This window comes from Rhodoglobus sp., assembly GCF_053580035.1.
The window spans coordinates 385,939-405,477 of record NZ_JBMDVL010000001.1 but is presented as its reverse complement, the minus strand read 5'-3'; the positions used below and the strand labels follow the sequence as shown (position 1 = coordinate 405,477).

At 59.1% G+C, this 19,539-nt stretch carries 14 protein-coding genes and 1 tRNA gene; 7 read left to right on the top strand and 8 right to left on the bottom strand.

Annotated features, from left to right (window positions below; genetic code table 11):
• Window positions 1-59: 59 nt before the first annotated feature.
• Window positions 60-1,514 carry a phytoene desaturase family protein gene (locus ACOH1Z_RS01955; protein WP_449646813.1) on the bottom strand — a complete coding sequence of 485 codons (1,455 nt, stop codon included), beginning with the start codon at window positions 1,512-1,514 and terminating at the stop codon, window positions 60-62.
• 180 nt (window positions 1,515-1,694) lie between these two features.
• Here ACOH1Z_RS01955 and ACOH1Z_RS01950 point away from each other — a divergent pair, with 180 nt between their 5' ends.
• A complete protein-coding gene (locus ACOH1Z_RS01950; protein WP_449646812.1) occupies window positions 1,695-2,198 on the top strand; it encodes a DUF3145 domain-containing protein in 504 nt (167 codons plus the stop codon).
• Between the two features lie 2 nt (window positions 2,199-2,200).
• The gene (locus ACOH1Z_RS01945) at window positions 2,201-2,356 is read left to right on the top strand and encodes a hypothetical protein (RefSeq protein ID WP_449646811.1); all 156 of its coding nucleotides are present in this window, start codon (window positions 2,201-2,203) and stop codon (window positions 2,354-2,356) included.
• Between the two features lie 67 nt (window positions 2,357-2,423).
• Here the strand turns inward: ACOH1Z_RS01945 and ACOH1Z_RS01940 are convergent, their stop codons facing one another.
• From ACOH1Z_RS01940 to aceE, 7 genes are all read right to left on the bottom strand, one after another.
• Entirely contained in the window at window positions 2,424-3,329 is a 906-nt protein-coding gene (locus ACOH1Z_RS01940; RefSeq protein WP_449646810.1) for an alpha/beta fold hydrolase, read from the bottom strand.
• A 146-nt stretch (window positions 3,330-3,475) separates the two neighbouring features.
• Window positions 3,476-4,711, bottom strand: coding sequence for a beta-ketoacyl-[acyl-carrier-protein] synthase family protein (locus ACOH1Z_RS01935; RefSeq protein WP_449646809.1), 1,236 nt, complete (start codon window positions 4,709-4,711; stop codon window positions 3,476-3,478).
• 116 nt (window positions 4,712-4,827) lie between these two features.
• Window positions 4,828-5,076: an acyl carrier protein gene (locus ACOH1Z_RS01930; protein WP_009772406.1), complete on the bottom strand. Its 249-nt coding sequence runs from the start codon at window positions 5,074-5,076 to the stop codon at window positions 4,828-4,830.
• Window positions 5,077-5,144: 68 nt separating this feature from the next.
• On the bottom strand, window positions 5,145-6,149 hold the full coding sequence (locus ACOH1Z_RS01925; RefSeq protein WP_449646808.1) for a beta-ketoacyl-ACP synthase III: 1,005 nt from the start codon (window positions 6,147-6,149) through the stop codon (window positions 5,145-5,147).
• On the bottom strand, window positions 6,146-7,066 hold the full coding sequence (locus tag ACOH1Z_RS01920) for an ACP S-malonyltransferase (RefSeq protein ID WP_449646807.1): 921 nt from the start codon (window positions 7,064-7,066) through the stop codon (window positions 6,146-6,148). Before ACOH1Z_RS01920 ends, ACOH1Z_RS01925 begins: the two co-directional genes overlap by 4 nt.
• 95 nt (window positions 7,067-7,161) lie before the next feature.
• Entirely contained in the window at window positions 7,162-8,310 is a 1,149-nt protein-coding gene (locus ACOH1Z_RS01915; RefSeq protein WP_449646806.1) for a PucR family transcriptional regulator, read from the bottom strand.
• A 50-nt stretch (window positions 8,311-8,360) separates the two neighbouring features.
• Window positions 8,361-11,087 (bottom strand): pyruvate dehydrogenase (acetyl-transferring), homodimeric type, encoded by a 2,727-nt coding sequence (gene aceE / locus ACOH1Z_RS01910; RefSeq protein WP_449646805.1) that lies wholly within the window; start codon window positions 11,085-11,087, stop codon window positions 8,361-8,363.
• A 179-nt stretch (window positions 11,088-11,266) separates the two neighbouring features.
• On the opposite strand from aceE, the gene ACOH1Z_RS01905 reads away from it, so the two are divergent.
• The 5 genes from ACOH1Z_RS01905 to ACOH1Z_RS01885 all read left to right on the top strand — a co-directional run bounded on the left by ACOH1Z_RS01905 (window position 11,267) and on the right by ACOH1Z_RS01885 (window position 19,533).
• The gene (locus ACOH1Z_RS01905) at window positions 11,267-11,743 is read left to right on the top strand and encodes a redoxin domain-containing protein (RefSeq protein WP_449646804.1); all 477 of its coding nucleotides are present in this window, start codon (window positions 11,267-11,269) and stop codon (window positions 11,741-11,743) included.
• A gap of 75 nt (window positions 11,744-11,818) precedes the next feature.
• Window positions 11,819-11,894, top strand: a tRNA-Val gene (locus ACOH1Z_RS01900).
• A gap of 122 nt (window positions 11,895-12,016) precedes the next feature.
• The gene (locus ACOH1Z_RS01895; protein ID WP_449646803.1) at window positions 12,017-13,411 is read left to right on the top strand and encodes a pyridoxal phosphate-dependent decarboxylase family protein; all 1,395 of its coding nucleotides are present in this window, start codon (window positions 12,017-12,019) and stop codon (window positions 13,409-13,411) included.
• A gap of 26 nt (window positions 13,412-13,437) precedes the next feature.
• A complete protein-coding gene (locus ACOH1Z_RS01890; RefSeq protein ID WP_449646802.1) occupies window positions 13,438-14,352 on the top strand; it encodes a DMT family transporter in 915 nt (304 codons plus the stop codon).
• Between the two features lie 9 nt (window positions 14,353-14,361).
• Window positions 14,362-19,533, top strand: coding sequence for a cytosine permease (locus ACOH1Z_RS01885; protein WP_449646801.1), 5,172 nt, complete (start codon window positions 14,362-14,364; stop codon window positions 19,531-19,533).
• Window positions 19,534-19,539 lie beyond the last annotated feature (6 nt).

The following is a 19,539-nucleotide window of genomic DNA, read 5'->3' as shown; positions in this document are numbered from 1 at the left end:
ACGGCTGACCGCATCTTTCCTCGGTTATGGCTGGTTGTTGTTAGACCGGGAGGGGTGCGTTAGCCACCAATTGTGAGGTCAGGTGTCTTCGTGATTCCGAATTCATGTCGCAGCGCTGAACGAGCGGCATAGAAACCACACAGTCCGTGAACTGCCGGTCCTGGCGGTGTGGACGACGATGCTAGATAGATGCCCTTCGTCGGGGTGCGCCATGGATCAGTTGACACGACGGGTCGCTGGAGAAGCTGCCGAAGAGTGACGGCGCCAGCGGAAAAGTCACCGCCGACGTAGTTGGGGTTGTACAGCTCAAGGTCTGTTGCGGCCATGTGGTGCGAACCAATGATGAGATCGCGGAATCCTGGCGCAAATCGCTCAATTTGGGCGACGATCAATTCGGTCATGTCGACAGTAGAGCCGCTCGGAACGTGGGCGTACGCCCACACCACGTGTTTGCCCGCCGGTGCTCGACTTGGATCGAGAACGGTGGGTTGCGAGACGAGCACATACGGTGATTCGGGATGAATTCCGTGCGCAACCTGATCCTCGGAATGAGCGATTTCTTCTCGAGAGCCGCCCAAATGAATTGTTCCCGCGTTCGCCACTTCGTGATTCGTCCACGGAATGGGGCCAGAGAGGGCGAAATCCACTTTGGCTGCCGCGTTACCGTAGCGGAAGCGGCGAAGCGATTTTCTGTAGCGTGACGGCAGCTTTTCGCCGGCGATGTGGTCGAGCGCGCGGGCGGAAACATCGAGCAACACCGCTTTCGACGCAGGCAATTGGTCAAGCGAATCCACTTCAGTGCCTGTGGTGATTGTGCCGCCGTGGGCGCGTAAATCGTTGGCCATCACATCGACAATTCCTTGACTGCCTCCCACAGGAATCGCCCAACCTCGCGCATGAGCTTGGGCCCCGAGGAGCAGGCCGGCACCAGCCGATGACAGGCGCGGCATTGGGCCTATCGCGTGAGCGCTGAGACCCGCAAGCATGGCAGGCGCAATACTTTCCCTAAACCGCATGTTCCATGCTGGCGATCCTTGCTCTAGCACGCGCAGTGCATAGGCCGCTGCGGCGATAGGGGAGCGCGGAATGCGGAGAAGTTGGTTATTTGTAAAGTTGGTGACGTCATCCATGCGATCGACCAGGGGGCGCATGAGGCGGTGCCAAGCCGCACCATCCCGGCCCAGCGAATCGACAGTTCGATCGAGGTCTCGGTAGGCGATTCCCGCCTCGCCCTTGTCGAGCGGATGCGCGTAGGAAATTTCGGGAACGATAAAGTCAAGGCGCTCTGCGAGCTGAAACTCTTGAAAGAACGGTGAGGCGAGCGCCATCGGGTGTACGGCCGAGCAGATGTCGTGTCGGAAGCCGGGGAGCGTTATTTCGGCGGTGCGTGCTCCACCGCCGATCGTGTCGTTGCGCTCGATGACGTGGACGGCGAGCCCTGCCCGAGCCATCGTCACCGCAGCTGCGAGTCCATTGGGGCCTGAGCCGACGATGACAACGTCCGTATTTGTCACTGAACACCTTTTCCTTGTTGAGCAATTCGAGACTACTAGGGAAATTCTCTTGCGTATCTCACCCACCTTCGGCGATAATGTCCCCAAGCGGTTCGCCGCACAATTTAATAGCTTAAGTGCCGTCACAGGTGCCGTTCGTGGGTCGATGGGGAAGTCGCACCCAAACGGAACGGAGATATCGTGACTGCACAAAACGCTCGCGGAGTGCTCTACGTGCACTCTGCTCCTCGCGCGCTCTGCCCACACATCGAGTGGGCAGCTGGTCGCGCTCTTGAACGTGCCGTGAACTTTGACTGGGATGACCAGCCGGTGCTCAAAGGTTCTCAGCGAGCTGAGTTCTATTGGGAGGGCCCTCAGGGCTCTGGCGCGCAACTCGCATCGTCACTCCGCGGTTGGGAGCACCTTCGGTTCGAGGTAACAGAAGATCCATCGCCGGGTAGTGACGGAGGTCGTTGGATGCACACGCCCGATCTGGGGATATTTTTCGCCCAGACAGACAGCGCTGGCAACATGGTTATCCCAGAAGATCGGGTTCGCTACGCCATGGAAGTGGCCGGATCTGACGCTTTCGAGCTCCACCGTGAACTTCGTTTGGCACTGGGCCAGGCGTGGGACGACGAACTCGAGTCTTTCCGCCATGCGGGTCAAGACTCGGCAGTGGTGTGGCTCCATAAGGTGGGATGACGATGATCTCCGAACGCGCGCAGGCCCTTCAGTACGCGGCTGACACGCGGATCTTCCTCATCGAGTGGAGTGACTGTGTCGATGTGGTTATCGATCCAGCAGATTCGAATTTTGATGGCGAATGCACTCTCCATGACGGGTGCCGGTCAATCCTCTAAAGATGCAGTCACGAGTGAGAGCTCCTTTGCGTCCAGCGCATCGCCTGGCTCCTAGTTTTGCCTGCTACTAGTTTCGTGCCAGTGTGAGAACGTCAATCGTTGCGCGCGCAAATTCTTCTGGTGCTTCTTGCGGTGTGTTGTGGCCAATGCCCTCTAGCGTACGAAACTCGTATGGTCCGACAAATTTGTGGGAGTCTGCCTCCGCAGAGGAGACTCCGACGCCATCCGCTGCACCGTCGAGAACAATTGTTGGAACACTGATGTTTGGCTGGGCCAGAAGTCTGTCTTCAATGTCTTGATAGCGGTCATCCCCTGGGGCCGTGCCATATCGATGCCGGTATGAGTGAACGACAACCTCAACGAAGTCTGGATTGTGCAGACTTGCGCGCGACTGTGGAAATGCGGACGCTGCGTGCTTCCACGTGGGTGACCAGTTAAGCCACAACAGCTGGCAGAGTTCATCTCTGTTCTGTTCGAGCCCTCGGCGACCACGTTCTGTTTGGAAATAGTACTGGTACCAGTACGTTGCTTCTTCTGCAGGAGAAGCGGGTTCTTGTGCTGTCGCTAGGTCCTGAATGTTGTAGCCGTCGACTGAGACCAGCCCGATGACGCGCTCCGGAAAGATCGCTGACACGATGCACGCAGCTCGCCCACCCCAGTCATATCCGGCAAGTACGGCCTTCTCTATTCCGAGTGCGTCCAGGAGATCTACGAGATCCTGAGCTAGAGCGCCCTGTTGACCGGATCGTAGTGTCGCGGGATCAACGAACTGAGTCGCGCCAAAGCCCCGCAGGTGGGGCACAATGACCCGTAGTCCCTTCTCCGAAAGTATCGTCACTACCTCGTCGTAGGCGCGAACGTCGTAGGGAAAGCCATGAAGCAGCACGACGGCGGTGTCGGCATCGTCGTTGATCGACTCGTAAGCGAGAGTGAGGGTGCGTGTGCTGACGCTTCGCTGGGTGGTCTGAGGCATAACGCGAGAATAGTTCCGGCCTCAGACAATTACAGGGCGATGAACGATCCTTATCGTCGTTGACGAAGAATCGCCCGCCAGATCGTGGATCGTGACGGGCGACTCTTTGTTGTAGTGCTTCGCACAGAGTGCGCGAAATGAGCTTGTTAGACCGAGCGGAATGCGGCGACAGCGTTGTGTCCGCCAAAGCCAAACGAGTTGCTGATTGCTAGCTGCGGACCCGTGCCGAGGTCGCGCGGCGACGTTACAACATCCAGTGGAATTGCGGGATCCTGTTCGGTCAGGTTGATCGTCGGAGGAGCTGTGCGGTGGTAGAGAGCCAGCACAGTGAAGATTGCTTCGAGTGCACCTGTACCGCCAAGCAAATGCCCTGTCGCGCCCTTAGTGGCCGAAACGGGAATGTTGGGCAGGTGGTCGCCAAAGATGCGTAGGAGCGCCTTGTATTCCGCGATGTCACCGACGGGCGTGCTCGTAGCGTGAGCATTGATGTGTGTGACGTCTGCCGGAGTGGCTCCTGCCGCCTCCAGAGCGTCGCGAACGGCGCGTGCCGCAGCGGTTCCCTCAGGATCGGGCGCAGTGATGTGGAACGAGTCGCTCGTAACAGCACCACCGGCCAACTCGGCATAAATACGTGCTCCACGAGCAAGCGCGTGTTCTTCCGTCTCGAGCACGAGCGTTGCTGCACCTTCGCCAAGAACGAAACCATCGCGCGAAATGTCATAGGGGCGCGAAGCAGTCGCTGGGTCATCATTGCGCTTCGACAGCGCTTGCATTGATGCGAAGGCGGCAATCGGCAGGGGGTGCACCACTGCTTCAGTTCCACCAGCGATCACGACATCCGCGAGTCCGGCTTGAAGGTGGGCGTAAGCATTTGCCAGTGCTTCGGTGCTGGAGGCACAAGCAGAAACATCGGTGCGGGCGTAAGCGCGTGACGGAATCGCCATGCTAATAGCCGCTGCTGCAGCGTTGGGCATGAGCATCGGGATGGTCATGGGCAGAACGCGACGCGGGCCCTTTTCGCGCAGGGTGTCCCAGGCGTCAAGGAGAGTCCAGAGGCCACCGATACCGGTCGAGTAGTCAACACCGATACGCACAGGGTCGACGTCGGGCGAGCCAGCATCAGCCCAAGCTTCACGGGCAGAAATCAACGCGAATTGGCTGGAGGGGTCGAGGCGCTTGTATTCAACGCGCTCAAGAACTTCTTCTGGCCGTACCTTCGCCTGAGCGGCAAAGGTCACAGGCAAAGAGTGTTCCGCGACCCAGTCGTGTTCGAGTGAGCGGGCACCGGATTCGCCGGCGAGGAGGGCGTTCCACGACTCCGTCGCGGTTCCGCCGAGTGGCGTAGTGGCACCAATGCCGGTGACAACGATCTTTTTGGTCATTTCACGTTCCTTTTGAATATACGACTCAGGCATTCCACAAGGGGCTGCGCGTAGACATAGTGCTGCGCGGCGGCCAACCGAACTCGTGTCGATTGGCCGGCCGCGATTAGCTCGATCTAGCCTTGAGCGTTGGTGATGAAGGTGACAGCGTCACCGACGGTCTTGAGGTTCTTTACCTCTTCGTCGGGGATCTTTACGTCGAACTTCTCTTCGGCGTTGACAACGATCGTCATCATCGAAATCGAGTCGATATCTAGGTCATCGGTGAACGACTTGTCCATCTCGACAGTGTCGGTCGCAATGCCGGTCTCGTCGTTGATGAGCTCAGCCAGTCCGGCCATGACTTCTTCGGTGGACAGTGCCATGTTTTTCTCCTTGGGGTGTGAATTGACCGTTAGCCAGTGTAGGCCAGCGGCCGCGCTTAGCGGGGGTGCTACGGCAGAACGATTACCTGCGCGCCGAAAACAAGACCAGCACCGAAGCCAATCTGCAGTGCAAGGCCCCCACTGAGTTCAGGGTTTTCCTTGAGCAGACGGTGAGTGGCCAGCGGGATTGATGCGGCTGATGTGTTGCCAGTGTCGGCAATATCGCGTGCGATGACAACAGACTCCGGAAGCTTGAGTTGCTTTGCGAACTCATCGATGATCCGCATGTTTGCCTGATGGGGGATGAACGCTGCGAGGTCCTCTGCAGTGATGCCTGCGACATCCAGAGCTTCTTTCGCTACCTTCGCCATATCCCAGACGGCCCAGCGGAAAACCGTCTGGCCCTCCTGGCGGAGCGTCGGCCAAGCCGCATCACCCTCGCGGAAGTCGACGAGTGTCGCATTCATCTTGATGGCGTCTGCTTTAGAGCCATCGGAGCCCCATACTGGTGCGGAGATTCCGGGAGTGTCACTCGGTCCGATAATGACGGCACCTGCACCATCGCCGAGCAGGAACGAAATACTGCGATCGGTGGGGTCGACCACGTCTGACAGCTTCTCGGCACCGATAACTAGCGCGTACTTCGCTGCACCGCTGCGGATAAGCGCGTCGGCCTGAGTGACGGCATAGCTGAAACCAGCGCATGCTGCATTCATGTCATAGGCCGCAGCCGGATTCGCGCCAACGCGGTCGGCGACGACGGCGGAGATTGAGGGGGACTGCTGAACGTTGCTGATCGTTGCAACAATCACCACACCGATCTCGGCAGGATCGATACCCGACTTCTCAATCGCTTCACGTGCCGCATCCGTTGCCAAGTCGAGCGCGAGGATGCCAGCGGAAGCACGACGGCGTGTGATCATTCCGGTGCGCTGTTGAATCCACTCATCGCTCGAGTCAATCGCCTCGACAAGCTGGTTGTTGTCAACAATAAGGTCACCGCGTGCGGCGCCGTAACTATAAATTCTGGTGAACTGTGTGCCGACTGACTGGTTCAGTGTGGGTGCGGTCATGCGTTGGCCTCCATCAGGTCAAATGCTGCTGATAAGTCATCTGGTGTCTTGACGGCGACCGCCGGGATGCCCCGGAGTCCACGCTTCGCGAGACCAACTAAAGCGCCGGCAGGCGCAAGTTCAATAATTCCGGTGACGCCAGCATCCGCCAGCGCGTTCATAGTGAGATCCCAACGCACCGGTGACGACACCTGGCCAACCAACAACTCAACGAAGTGCTCGCCGACTTCAATGAGCGATCCATCACGGTTGGTAAAAATGGGGAGAGTGGGATCGTTCTTGGCGAGTCCAGCGGCGACCGTCTCCAGGTGAGCGACGGCGGGCTGCATGTAGTGCGTGTGGAATGCCCCAGCGACCTGCAGGGGGATAACGCGAGTGCCCTTGAGCGGTTCCTCGGCAAGTTTGGCGAGAGCATCGAGCGCTCCAGCGACAACAATCTGGCCGCCACCGTTGAAGTTTGCCGGCTGCAGCCCAAGCTCAGCAAGGCGCTCGAGCAGCGCTTCTTCATCGCCGCCGATAACCGCGGACATTCCTGTCTCCTCGAGGGCGGCCGCAGAAGCCATGGACGAGCCACGTTCAACAACGAAGCGGATTGCATCATCCTCAGAAAGGATTCCCGCCGCCGCCGCTGCCGTAATCTCGCCGACAGAGTGGCCAGCAACCGCACCGATGTGCTTACGGCGGTCGCCGCCGGTGAGCGCAGTGAGGGTCAGAAGACCGGCCGCGACGATGAGGGGTTGGGCAACCGCGGTGTCGCGGATAGTGTCGGCATCCGACTCCGTGCCGTGCTTGACGAGATCGATTCCCGCGACCTCAGAAATGGCCCCGAGCTGATCGCGCAGGGTTTCATCCTCGAGCCAAGGTGCGAGAAAACCGGGGGTCTGGGAGCCCTGACCGGGCGCTACTACAACAATCACTTAGCTAGTCTGCCAATCTTTTCTCAGAAACGCTTGGATGACCCCACCAAACCTTTGGGGGATCGTTGTGTGAAATCACCAAAGAAGGAACGAGGCTAGTGTGAGCGGCCCGCGTCTGGGTCCGAAATCGACCCGACAATGAGTGCTGCCTGCAGGATTAGCGCTTCACGAGCCCCGGTAGCATCCCAGCCGATGACTTCGCTGACACGCTTGAGGCGATACCGCACCGTGTTGGGGTGCACGAAGAGTTCCCGCGCCGTCGCCTCAAGCGAGCGGCCGTTGTCGAGATAACACCACAGCGTGGTCAGTAGATCGGTTGAATGAGCCTGAAGAGGCTTGTAGATCTTGTTGATGAGCGTCGAACGCGCGAGCGGATCTCCAGCGAAAGCACGTTCCGGCAGTAGATCATTGGCCAAAGTCGGTCGTGGAGCGTTTCGCCACGACCGAGCAACGGCGAAACCTGCCAAGGCGGCCTTCGCGCTCTTAGACGCATCAACCAGACTCGCAACCTCAGGACCAAGAACCAGATGGCCACTTCCGAACCCGGGTTCGAGCTGTTCGGCGATCGTGATGAACGGGAGGGGCTCAGCATCCTCGCTCTTTTCAGAACGGGGAGCAGCGCGCCCGATCACCAAAACAAGGCGACTACCTTGAACACCGATCAGAACATCGGCATCCAAATGCCGCGCTGTGCGGCGAAGCTGGTCGACATCGAGCATCCGAGGTGCGGTGCCAACAAGCACACACACCTCTCCATGACCGTTCCACCCCAAAGCGGCAATGCGACTGGGGAGCTCGTTGTCGTACTCCCCGCTGAGAATCGAATCGACAACGAGAGCTTCAAGACGTGCATCCCAGAGTCCTCGTGCTTCAGCGGCTCGAGCGTAGACATCTGCCGAAGCAAACGCGATTTCCCGTGAGTAAAGCAGGATTGCTTCACGCAAGACATCGTCATCAGCCTTGACCCGTGCTTCAACAACCTCAACCGTGATGCGGATCAGCTGCAGCGTCTGTTGCAAGGAGACCGAGCGGAGCAGCTCGCGAGGTGCTGCCCCGAAAACATCTGCCGCAATCCACGGTGTCGTTGTCGGATCTTCGAACCAACTGATGAAGCTCGTAATGCCGGCCTGCGCCACGAGTCCGACAGCGGAACGCCGACCTGGTGGCATTTCGCCATACCAGGGCAGCGTGTCCTCAAGCTGTTTCAGTGTTGCTGTCGCAAGTTCGCCCGAAATCACACGCAACCAGGCGAGCGTCTGCGCCTTGGTCTTCTGTACCGGGGGAATGGTTGCGCCTAGCTTTCGCCGCCGGCAGAACCGGTGGTGCCTGCATTGACGTCATGGAGGCTGTACTTCTCAATTGCTTGAGCGGGAACAGCTGGGTCCATTTCGCCGCGCTTGACGAGTGACTCCAACGTGCGAACGACGAGCGAGTGGCTGTCGATCTTGAAGAAGCGTCGTGCAGCGGCGCGTGTGTCTGAGAAGCCGAAGTCATCAGCACCGAGCGTCGCGAAGTCGCCAGGTACGAACGCACGGATCTGATCCGGCACCGCATGCATGAAGTCAGTGACCGCAACAAACGGGCCCTTGGCATCCGCAAGCTTCGAGGTGACATACGGCACACGCGGCTCTTCGTTGGGGTTGAGGAAGTTGTATTCCTCAGCCGCAAGTCCGTCGCGACGCAACTCAGTCCACGAGGTGACTGACCAGACATCAGCAGCAACGCCCCAATCGGAGGCGAGAATTTGCTGCGCTTCGAGCGCCCACGGAACAGCGACACCGGACGCCAACAATTGTGCCTTCGGACCAGTGATCGTCGGAGCAGTCAAGTGATAAATACCCTTGAGAGCACCGTCGACGTCGAAGTTCTCCGGTTCGGCAGGCTGAACAAGAGGCTCGTTGTACAACGTCAAGTAGTACATGACGTTGGGATCCTCGTGCTCGCCGCCATACATACGCTCGATTCCCGCGCGAACAATGTGGCCAAGCTCATAACCGTATGCGGCGTCATAACTGACGACTGCAGGGTTAGTCGATGCCAGCAAGAGCGAGTGGCCATCAGCGTGCTGAAGCCCTTCACCCGTGAGCGTCGTGCGACCCGCAGTTGCGCCCATGATGAAGCCGCGCGCCATTTGGTCGCCGGCAGCCCACATCGCGTCACCAGTGCGCTGGAAACCGAACATCGAGTAGAAGACGTAAACCGGGATGAGGGGCTCACCGTTGGTGGCATACGAGGTGCCGACGGCAGTGAAGGCAGCAAATGCTCCTGCCTCGTTGATGCCGACGTGCACAATCTGCCCCTGAGGGCTCTCCTTATACGCCAGCAACTGCTCACGGTCCACCGAGGTGTAATGCTGACCGGCAGGGTTGTAAATTTTCGCCGTGGGGAAGTAGGCATCCATGCCGAACGTGCGCGCCTCATCCGGAATGATCGGAACGATCCGGTTACCGATTGACTTGTCGCGCAGCAGGTCTTTCAACAAGCGAGCGAACGCCATTGTGGTGGCGATCTCCTGCTTGCCTGAGCCCTTCTTGACGACGTCGTAGGTCTTTGCCTCTGGCAGTGAAATCTGCGTGTACTTCGTGCGACGTTCGGGAACGTAGCCGCCGAGTTCGCGTCGGCGCTCCTGCAAATACTGAATCGCTTCGTCGTCTTCACCCGGGTGGTAGAACGGGGGCTGGTACGGATCTGCTTCGAGTGCGGCATCCGTAATCGGGATGTGCATTTCGTCGCGGAACTTCTTGAGGTTATCGAGCGTGAGCTTCTTCATCTGGTGGGTCGCATTGCGGCCCTCGAAGCTCGGGCCGAGACCGTAGCCCTTGACCGTCTTCGCGAGGATGACCGTTGGCTGGCCCTTGTGTTCACTGGCAGCCTTAAACGCTGCGTACACCTTGCGGTAGTCATGGCCACCGCGCTTGAGGTTCCACACCTGATCGTCGGAAAGGTGTTCAACCATTTTGAGCGTGCGGGGGTCGCGACCGAAGAAGTTCTCGCGAACGTAGGCTCCCGACTCTGCTTTATAGGTCTGGTAATCGCCATCGGGGGTTTGGTTCATGAGGTCGCGAAGTGCACCCTCATGGTCGTTGGCAAGCAGGTCATCCCACTCGCGGCCCCAAATCACCTTGATAACGTTCCAGCCAGCACCACGGAAGAAGCTCTCGAGCTCCTGAATGATCTTGCCGTTACCGCGCACAGGGCCGTCGAGGCGCTGCAGGTTGCAGTTGATGACGAAGTTGAGGTTGTCGAGCTTCTCGTTCGCGGCCCACTGGAGGGCTCCGCGGCTTTCGACCTCATCCATCTCGCCGTCACCCAGGAATGCCCAAACTTGTTTCTCTGAGACGTCGCGGATGCCGCGGTTGGTGACGTATTTGTTGTTCTGTGCCTGATAGATGGCGTTGATCGGGCCGAGACCCATCGACACGGTGGGGAACTGCCAAAACTCCGGCATAAGGCGCGGGTGCGGATAGCTCGAAATGCCGTTGGGTGCCTGAGACTTCTCTTGACGGAAGCCCTTCAGCTGATCTTCGCTCATGCGGCCTTCAAGGAAAGCACGAGCGTACATACCGGGGGAGGCGTGGCCCTGGTAGAAGATTTGGTCTCCACCAGATTCGTGGTCTGCACCACGGAAGAAGTGGTTGTGGCCTACTTCGTAGAGAGCGGCAGACGAGGCATAGGTCGAGATGTGCCCTCCGACGCCGACGCCTGGGCGCTGCGCGCGGTGCACGGTGATCGCTGCATTCCAGCGGATCCACGCACGGTAGCGACGCTCAAGAGTCTCATCACCCGGGAAGTCGGGTTCGTCATCCTTGGCGATGGTGTTGATGTAATCGGTGGTCGGGACCATCGGTACACCAAGGTGCAAATCTTTAGAACGCTTAAGAAGGCTGAGCATGATCTCGCGACCGCGCTCGTGGCCTTGTGCTGCAACGAGGGAGTCGAGTGATTCGTTCCACTCGGCGGTCTCCTCCGGGTCCTTGTCGGTGTTGGTTACCGAGTATGGGTCCTGGTCGTTTACCGTCACCGTTGACCTCTTTCGTGTAGAGAACAGAGTCGTGCGAGTCGAGGCACTACCGGGTTACGGATGTGATGGGATCAACTACGCCCATCGATTCTAGTTGTCGAATGCAGCAAGTCTCGAACCGAGGGTGATTGCGGCCTGAACTCACAGGTCACGCGCTTGCGAATGAAAGGTCTGAAGCCATGAAAATTGCTGTCGGAGATCACGCACCGGACTTTGAATTGAAAAATCAGCACGGTCAGCTGGTGCGATTGAGCGCCCTGCTCGCACACGAACCGGTGCTGGTCGTGTTTTTGCCGCTCGCGTTCTCTCTGGGGTGCACGAGTGAAGTCGAGACTCTTCACCGCGAAAGACAGCGTTTTGTGGATGCTGGGCTCGCCGTAGTGGTGGTTTCTGTTGACTCGACAGCCACGCTTCGAGCATGGGCGGATGCTGGCGCCTATGACTATTCGTTTCTTTCAGACTTTTGGCCGCATGGCGCTGTGGCCCAAAGCTTTGGTGTGCTTCTCGAAGACAAGGGTTTTGCTTCGCGAACGAGTTTCTTGATCGATCGATCGAGGATCGTGCGTGATGTTGTTGAGGCCCCACTAGACGGCATCCGCGATTTTTCTCGGTATGAAGACGCGATTTCGTTGATGGAAATCGCCGAGTGGTCGTGAGCGTAGCTGCGGTGTTCAACGCCTTGTAAAAAAACCTGTAACATTATCTCGCGCTGCTTCGCATTGCGACGCTGCGGGCCTTTAGCTCAGCTGGTAGAGCGCCACGTTTACACCGTGGATGTCATCGGTTCGATCCCGGTAGGGCCCACCACACAGAAAACCCCCGCAATCGCGGGGGTTTTCTTCGTTTTCGCCGCCTTTTCAGCGATAGGCTCCGGGCAAGATCACGGGCGATCAACTCGGATTCGCCTTACCCTCGCGAGGTGGAGCATCATGTCAAATGATTTGCTAGATCCTGTGTTTGAAACGGCACGTCTGCATGCCGCAAGGTATCTCGAGGGGCTTGCGACCCGTCATGTTGGTGCGTTACACGGTCGCAATGAGATGTTTGAGAGCCTGCGCGCTCCGTTGCCGGTCGACGGAGAAGACCCTTCGGCCGTAATTGACCTTTTAGCGAGCCAAGCTGAGGTCGGGATGACGTCGTGCAGTTCTCCTCGATATTTCGGGTTCGTGATCGGCGGCACTCAACCAGTGGCACTCGCTGCGGACTGGCTGGTGTCGACCTGGGACCAAAATGCAGGCATCCACGCCATTTCACCGTTCTCGGCCGCAGTGGAGGAAGTAGCGGCTGAGTGGATGCTCGAACTTTTCGATCTTCCGCGAGATTCTTCTGTCGGGTTCGTCACTGGTGGGCAGATGGCAAATTTCACTTGTCTGGCAGCGGCGAGGCACAACGTGTTGAGGCGAGTGGGGTGGGATGTAGAACTCGATGGGGTTGCTGGTTCCCCCCATGTCAATATCGTCGTTGGGGCGGGCGCGCACGTCACGATCGATGTGGCTCTCCGCTATCTCGGGTACGGAACCCGCTCACTGTTGATTGTGGAGTCCGACAATCAGGGACGTATGCGCGCAGACAAATTGCGCGAACTGATGGCGACGCTCGAAGGTCCGACGATCATCTGCGCGCAGGCAGGCAACGTCAATAGCGGGTCGTTCGATCCGTTGCGAGAAATAGCGGTGGTGGCCAACAAGGCTGAAGCATGGTTGCACGTTGATGGTGCCTTCGGTTTGTGGGCCCGCGCCAGCACGCAGCTTTCAGCGCTTGTCGACGGGATCGAGTTGGCGGATTCATGGTCGACCGACGCCCACAAATGGTTGAACGTACCGTATGACAGCGGCGTGGCGATTGTGAGGCACTCTGCTGACCATCGTGCAGCGATGACATCATCCGCTTCGTATCTCATCCAAACCCACGGGCCAGAGCGAGACGCGATCGATTGGGTTCCTGAACTATCCCGGCGGGCGCGAGCCATACCGATTTACGCGTGTTTGCGGGCATTGGGCCGGAAAGGTGTTGCGGATCTCATAACGCGGGGTTGTGCGCGAGCCCAACAAATGGCGTCGATGCTGGAAGCAGAGGAAGGCGTCCAGGTTCTCAACGATGTCGTGTTGAATCAGGCACTGATTCGTTTCGGTGACGACGATGAAGTCACTCGTGCCGTTGTTGCTCACGTTCAAGATGAAGGAACGTGCTGGGCTAGCGGAACCAACTGGAATGGCCAAGCGGCAATGCGGATCTCGGTAACAAATTGGGCTACGTCAGAAGAAGACATCGCTCAGAGTGCAGTCGCCATCCTGTCGATCTACCAGAGGCTGCGACGCGAATGAGGCCAGCGCAGCAATAGGCTGACCTAGTGCCGACAACTGCAGCAAACCGGGCTGGATCTCTGGCCATAATTGGCGCGGCCGTACTGTGGGGCACTACGGGAACCGCAGCAAGTTTCTTCCCGGAAAACGTCAGCCCACTAGCTATTGGTGCCGTGACGATGATTGGCGGCGGAGTACTTCTCTTTCTTCGCAGTTTTCGGAGTTCCCAAGTTGCGTTGCGCGATTCACGTGCGCGACGGTGGCTGTTGCTCGGGGCGCTCGGGGTGGTCATGTATCCGCTCGCGTTTTACAGCTCAATGAATCTCGCAGGAATAGCTGTCGGAAACGTGGTTTCTCTGGGCACGGGCCCCCTCTTCGCGGCTCTCCTTGAGCGTCTTATCGATCACAGGCACCTCAGCAGACTGTGGGCAGCAACAACATCAATCGCGCTGCTCGGAGTCATCCTCTTGGCGTTCGGTGGCAGTCACCTAGGCGCTACGACTAGCGGAACACTATTTCCCGGCGTGATTCTTGGTCTCGTCGCCGGGTTCGCCTACGCCCTCTACACCTATTGCTCAACGCGAGCTATCCGTATCGGTCACTCGTCGGACGCCACAATGGGCGCAATGTTTGGAACGGGCGCTCTCGGGCTGTTGCCCGTGCTTATTGCCTTCGGCGCGCCCATTCTTCACTCTGCTGGGAGTATGAGCCTCGCGGTGTATTTGATCATCGGTCCCATGTTCGTGGCGTATGTCCTGTTTGGTCGAGGACTTCGGACAACCAGCAGTTCGACGGCGACCACGATCACCCTTCTCGAACCTGTTGTTGCGACGCTTCTTGCGGTGCTCATCGTGGGGGAGGTGCTTTCGCCGGTGTCGTGGGTGGGTCTTGGCCTCATATTTGTTGCGGTATCTGTACTGAGCACGGCTCGTCATCCCCGCAAAACACTGGACTCGTCTTAGTATCTGTGCATGGCATTCCACGACGACGTTGACGACGCGAACGATGCGAACGACAAAACGTCTTCCGAGCATGAGTTCGAACTACCTTTCCCTCGACGTGCCGCGTCGGGAGTGCCCGCTGCGAATTCGGCGGATGACGGCGATGACTCGACGCCCGTCGACCTCAGCGAAGCGTCCACGGGGGGCGTTTTCGATTTGGATGCCGAATTTAATTTGGGCGCCGAATTTGACTTGGATACCGCGCTGGGTTTGCCCGCTTCGCCCGATATCGCAGCGCCGGCGGACTTGCCACCGCCTCCCAGCGCATCCAGTTTCGCCCCGATTGATTTGAACGAGGAGTTCGAACGTTCCGACCTTTCGGAGGGTCTCGACCAGGGAAAGCCACCGTGGGCGATGGCGCCAGCTCCCGATCCAACGCAGGCTGTCTCTCAGCTCGAAGCGCCGGATGGTCTCTCAGACGAACAGCGCACGGCAGCAAGCGAATCGGATGATGCCGGGACGGCCCAGAACTCGGGCAGTTTCGAGAACGCTTCCGATGCAGATGGTGCTTCGGTCGACGACTTTGCGCCAAAGTCTGCTGCGGCAACACACGACGATCCGTACCAGATTCCTGCTGACTACACGACACCGGATTTCTTCGCTTCGCGCATCTCACGCCGTCGTGTAACTCCCGACGAGAACGATCTCGATAACACCGCAGAGAACGCTCCTGCGGACGACACTTCTCTAGAGGGCGCTTCGGTAGAGGGCACTTCGGCGGAGAATACCGAGGAGCACGCGTCGCCCGTTAATATGCCTGCAGAACCGTTTGATGAACGCGGTCCGCAGGTCGATGAGTTTGCTGACTCGGCAGAGCCAGAAGATACGCGTGACTTTGATTTCGATTCCCTGTTCGCAACGACGGAACCTGATAGCGCTGCGAGCCCCATGCCTGCAGGCGAGGATACGGCGGCGGATGTCGCGCCACCGTTGAGTGCAACGCACTCGGCTCCGGCCGACGATAACCTCGCGACCAATAACGTTTGGAAGCTTGGGCCACTCGAGCCCAACGTTCAGCCTGAGGCGCCCGACGAACCCGTAGATTCGGATGAGGTCACAGTTCCCGCTAACGGTGATTCGGCATCCGCTGGACTCCCGCCAGCGATTGAAGAGGTCATCGAGGGCGCACCGATGTGGAACCTCGACGGCGTTGATACTCCAGAGGCTGCCAGCGCTGCAGGCTCGAATGAGCCTTCGCCCCCAACTGCAGCGTCGTCTTTCGGAGGCTCACAGCCGGTCGAATTTCCTGCGGACGCGTTCTCCGCTGCCGCTGCCGAATTCGCTCCACAGTCAGGAGCTTCGTCGTCTGTAGATGACCAGTCCGAGAACTCAGAGACGTCGGCGGCAGCGGGAACTGTTGATGCCGATGGCTTCCTGGTACTGCCCGAAGTCAGCGACGAGTCAGATCTGTTTGATGATTTCGACAACGACGAGCCGGAAGAGCCTTTCTTCACCCCACCCGCAGAGCCCGCGACGGACAGCGTTGCGTCGGCGGACACCGAGTATGTTGCAGATGCTGCAGATGCTGCAGATGCTGCAGATGTTGGCGACGCTGCAGATGTTGGCGACGCTGCCGACACTCCCATTGACTCATCGGTCGCGCCATCCGAGGAGCAGCTGCCGGTCGTGCCATCCGACTCGTTAGCGGCATCTGCCGAAACAGAGCCTCCCGAAACAGAGCCTGCCGCGGAGACAGAGCCTGCTGCCGAAACAGAGCCTGCCGCGGAGACAGAGCCTGCTGCCGATCCACAGGTTGGCGTCGAGGACGACTTTACTGCTGTAGCCGTCGTGCCTGCGGCCGATGGCGAACCGGTCGAACCCGCAGAAACTGATGCGATCGCCAAAGAGAGTGGCTGGGTCGACGCGCCATTCGCTTCGGCGGCTAGTGAATCACCGTCAGCAGCTTCGACGACTGAGCGTTCTGAACCAGAAATAGCTGAATCGCCCGCATCTGCAGAGCCGACTTCCGAGTCCGGAACGACTGACGACACTGCGATTGAGCTTACGGCCGAGCAGACTGAGACCCCTGAACTCGTGTATGAGTCGGAAATTCCGGCACCACCGGTACGGCGATCAATGGCTGACGATGAGCTGCTGAATTGGGCTGATAATCCGGAAAACCAGTCAACCGGCACCCTCAGCGTGATCGAAGTGCTCGAAGCTCAACTACGACTTCGCGAAGAAGAAGCTCGCGAATATCGTGAATGGGAAACAACACTTCGCTCTAAGGCAGCTCCTCTTCCTGAAGAGAGCATCGAGTCAGTTCCGGTGGAAGAACGAGCATCCTCGGCTGAGTCACCAACTGAGCCCGCGGCGTCGAGTGAACCCACTGCCGTTGCTTCGCCCGCAGCGACAGAAACAGCGCCAGAACCCGTCGCGCCCGAAACGTCGGCAGCAGCACAATTGCCAGCCTGGGATGTGCCGCCGCCCAGCGACACCTGGGCACCCGGTGATGACTTCGACGACGAAATTCCGTTCGCCGCGCACGCAGACCCGACCGGGTCAATCACCCTGCCCGTTCTCGACGACGAACCCACTAAAGAGACTCGTGACGACGACGAGGCTACCGCCTTCGCTGCAACCGGGTCATCTACGGTCGACCAGTCCGCAGCAGACGGAAGTGGCTTACCGAGCGACGCAACGTCGCCGATGCCAGCACCCGTAACACCACCAGTCGAAGACAGCGCCGCTGTAGCGGCTGGTCAATTTGCCTCATCTCCGCAATTTCCGGCCGACGAAGATGGCGACTACGACGAGATTCCGTTCACTCCGCCGCCTCTAGTCGAACCGATTACGGCGCCATCGACACCGCGCGCAAACCTCGACGAACACGTCTCTTTCGGAGACTTCGGTTTCACGCCGCCAATCACAGGAGAACCAGAAGCCGGTGACGAACCAACGTCACCTTCCGCGACGGCAGCTGCGAGTGACACCGACACCGAGGCTCCCTTCGCGTTTGATCTCGACTCGCCCGCAACATCCGCCGTCGCAGAATTTGAGCGTTCTGAGGCCGACCTGGCCGACAGTGCGAGCACGGACGGTGCCGTAGGAGATGACGGATCAACGTCGGCTGGCTCGCTAGCCGAAAGCGATACGGGCCCTGTTGCATTCAATTTCGCTTCGCAGGAAACACCGCGCTACGTTCCCGCAGCACCTGTGAGCTTTGATGACCTGCTCAAGACCGCTGGCCTCGACGAGGCGATCGACGAGCCGGAAGCGGACGAGGACAATCCGTTAGACGCGTTCCTCGCCGAACCGCAGAGTGACGCCGCTCCAGCGTCTGGGGCGCGGCCTGATTCCGAGTCCGAACTTGTGCAGCAGAGCGACCCGCTCGCCGCAGTGCAGACGGGTTCGTTCCCGATCGCCCAAACCGCGTTCGAAGAAGAATCCGACGATGCTGTAGACCCAAGCGATCGCCGGGTACCGCTGGCAGACCTGCCTGATTCACCAGCTACAGACGAAAGCAACCCCATCCCGTTTGCGGCAGCTGGAGCGGGTACGGCCGTTGCTGCAGGGGCCGCAGCAGCGGCAACTCAGCCTGCATCAAGTGGCATAGCCGCGCCAACGTCTGCCGCGATTCCGCCAGTGACAGACTCATCCGCTATTCCGCAGCCGATGCCCCTCGCGACAGCGATGGTCAGCCAGCAGCCTCTCGGCCTTGACGACGTCGCCCCTACCGCGCAACGCGTTTTTAGTCTTGAGGAAAGCGGGCTTGAGCCGACTCCAATCGACCGACGCATCGGTCACGCCGCTCGTTTGTTCTGGCTCTGGTTCGCCGCGAACTCATCGATCATTAGTATCGGACTAGGAGCAGCAGTCTTTGCGGTGGGAATGAGTCTCCGACAGTCTGTTGTGGCGATTCTCGCCGGTGTAGCACTGTCGTTCATCCCCCTTGGCCTAACGACACTGGCGGGCAAGCGAAGCGGCCAGCCCACAATGGTCATCTCACGATCAGCATTTGGGTTGATTGGCAACGTTGTTCCCTCAGTGATCGCGTTGATCGCTCGACTCTTCTGGGGAGCAGTTCTCCTCTGGGTCCTTGCCTCGTCCGTCGCCATCGTCCTGATCGGCTCCGACATGAATGTCGGCCTGGGTGATCGCCAGATATTGCTGCTCGCTCTCGCGCTCTCGTTCCTCGTTGCGCTCGTGATCGCCTTCGCCGGCTACCCGCTGTTTGCGCGCATCCAGCTAATCCTGAGCATCATTTCGGGACTGTTGGTCGTCGGCCTCATCGTCTTCACTGCTCAGTACATCGATGTATCGCAGGCCCTTGCTACCCCAGACGGATCGTGGCTACTGACCGTTACAGGCGCGGTACTTGTCTTCAGCTTCTTAGGACTCGTCTGGGCTTACAGCGGTGCCGATATCGCGCGCTACCAACGCCCATCGTCAAGCGGACCGGCTTCAGCTCTCTCTGCCGCGTTCGGTGCCACTCTTCCCGCGTTCGTGCTGATTGCCTATGGCGCACTACTGGCAGCGTCAGACCCGGCGATCGCTCGCGGTTTCTTGGCCTCACCACTCGACACCCTCCTACTGCTGCTTCCTGGCTGGTACCCGATTCCCCTCCTGTTGGCTGCGGGGCTGAGCCTGCTTTCCGGCATAACGCTGAGTCTTTACTCTGGTGGTTTCGCTCTACAAGCTGTCGGTGTGCGCCTCCCTCGCCAGTGGTCGATCGTCATTGTCGGAGTGCTCTTGGGGGCGCTGGCCGTCTTGTTTGCTTTCGGAGTGGATGGCGGAATCAACGAACTCTTCCGCGATGTGGCAACGACCCTTGCTGTGCCGACGGCAGCGTGGGTAGGAATCTTTGCCGCAGAAACGATGATTCGCACTCGCCGTCTCGACAGCGCCGCGCTGACTACGCGCGGAGGAATCTACCCAGACTTCCGGTGGGTAAACCTCAGCGCCTTCATCGTGATTTCGGCGATAGGGTTTGCGCTGACCAGCGCAACGATTGCATGGCTCTCTTGGCAGGGGTATGGCTTCGTAGCGTTGGGCATCGATCTCAGCTCTGAGCTGGCCGCAACCGACCTTGGGGTACTCGTCGCGCTCGTTCTCGGAATTCTCACGCCAATCGTTGCTGGCATCCCCGCGATCCGGCGTCAAGAAGCGGGCAGCCCTGATCGTGCTGCCCGCCCCGCCTAGACTGAA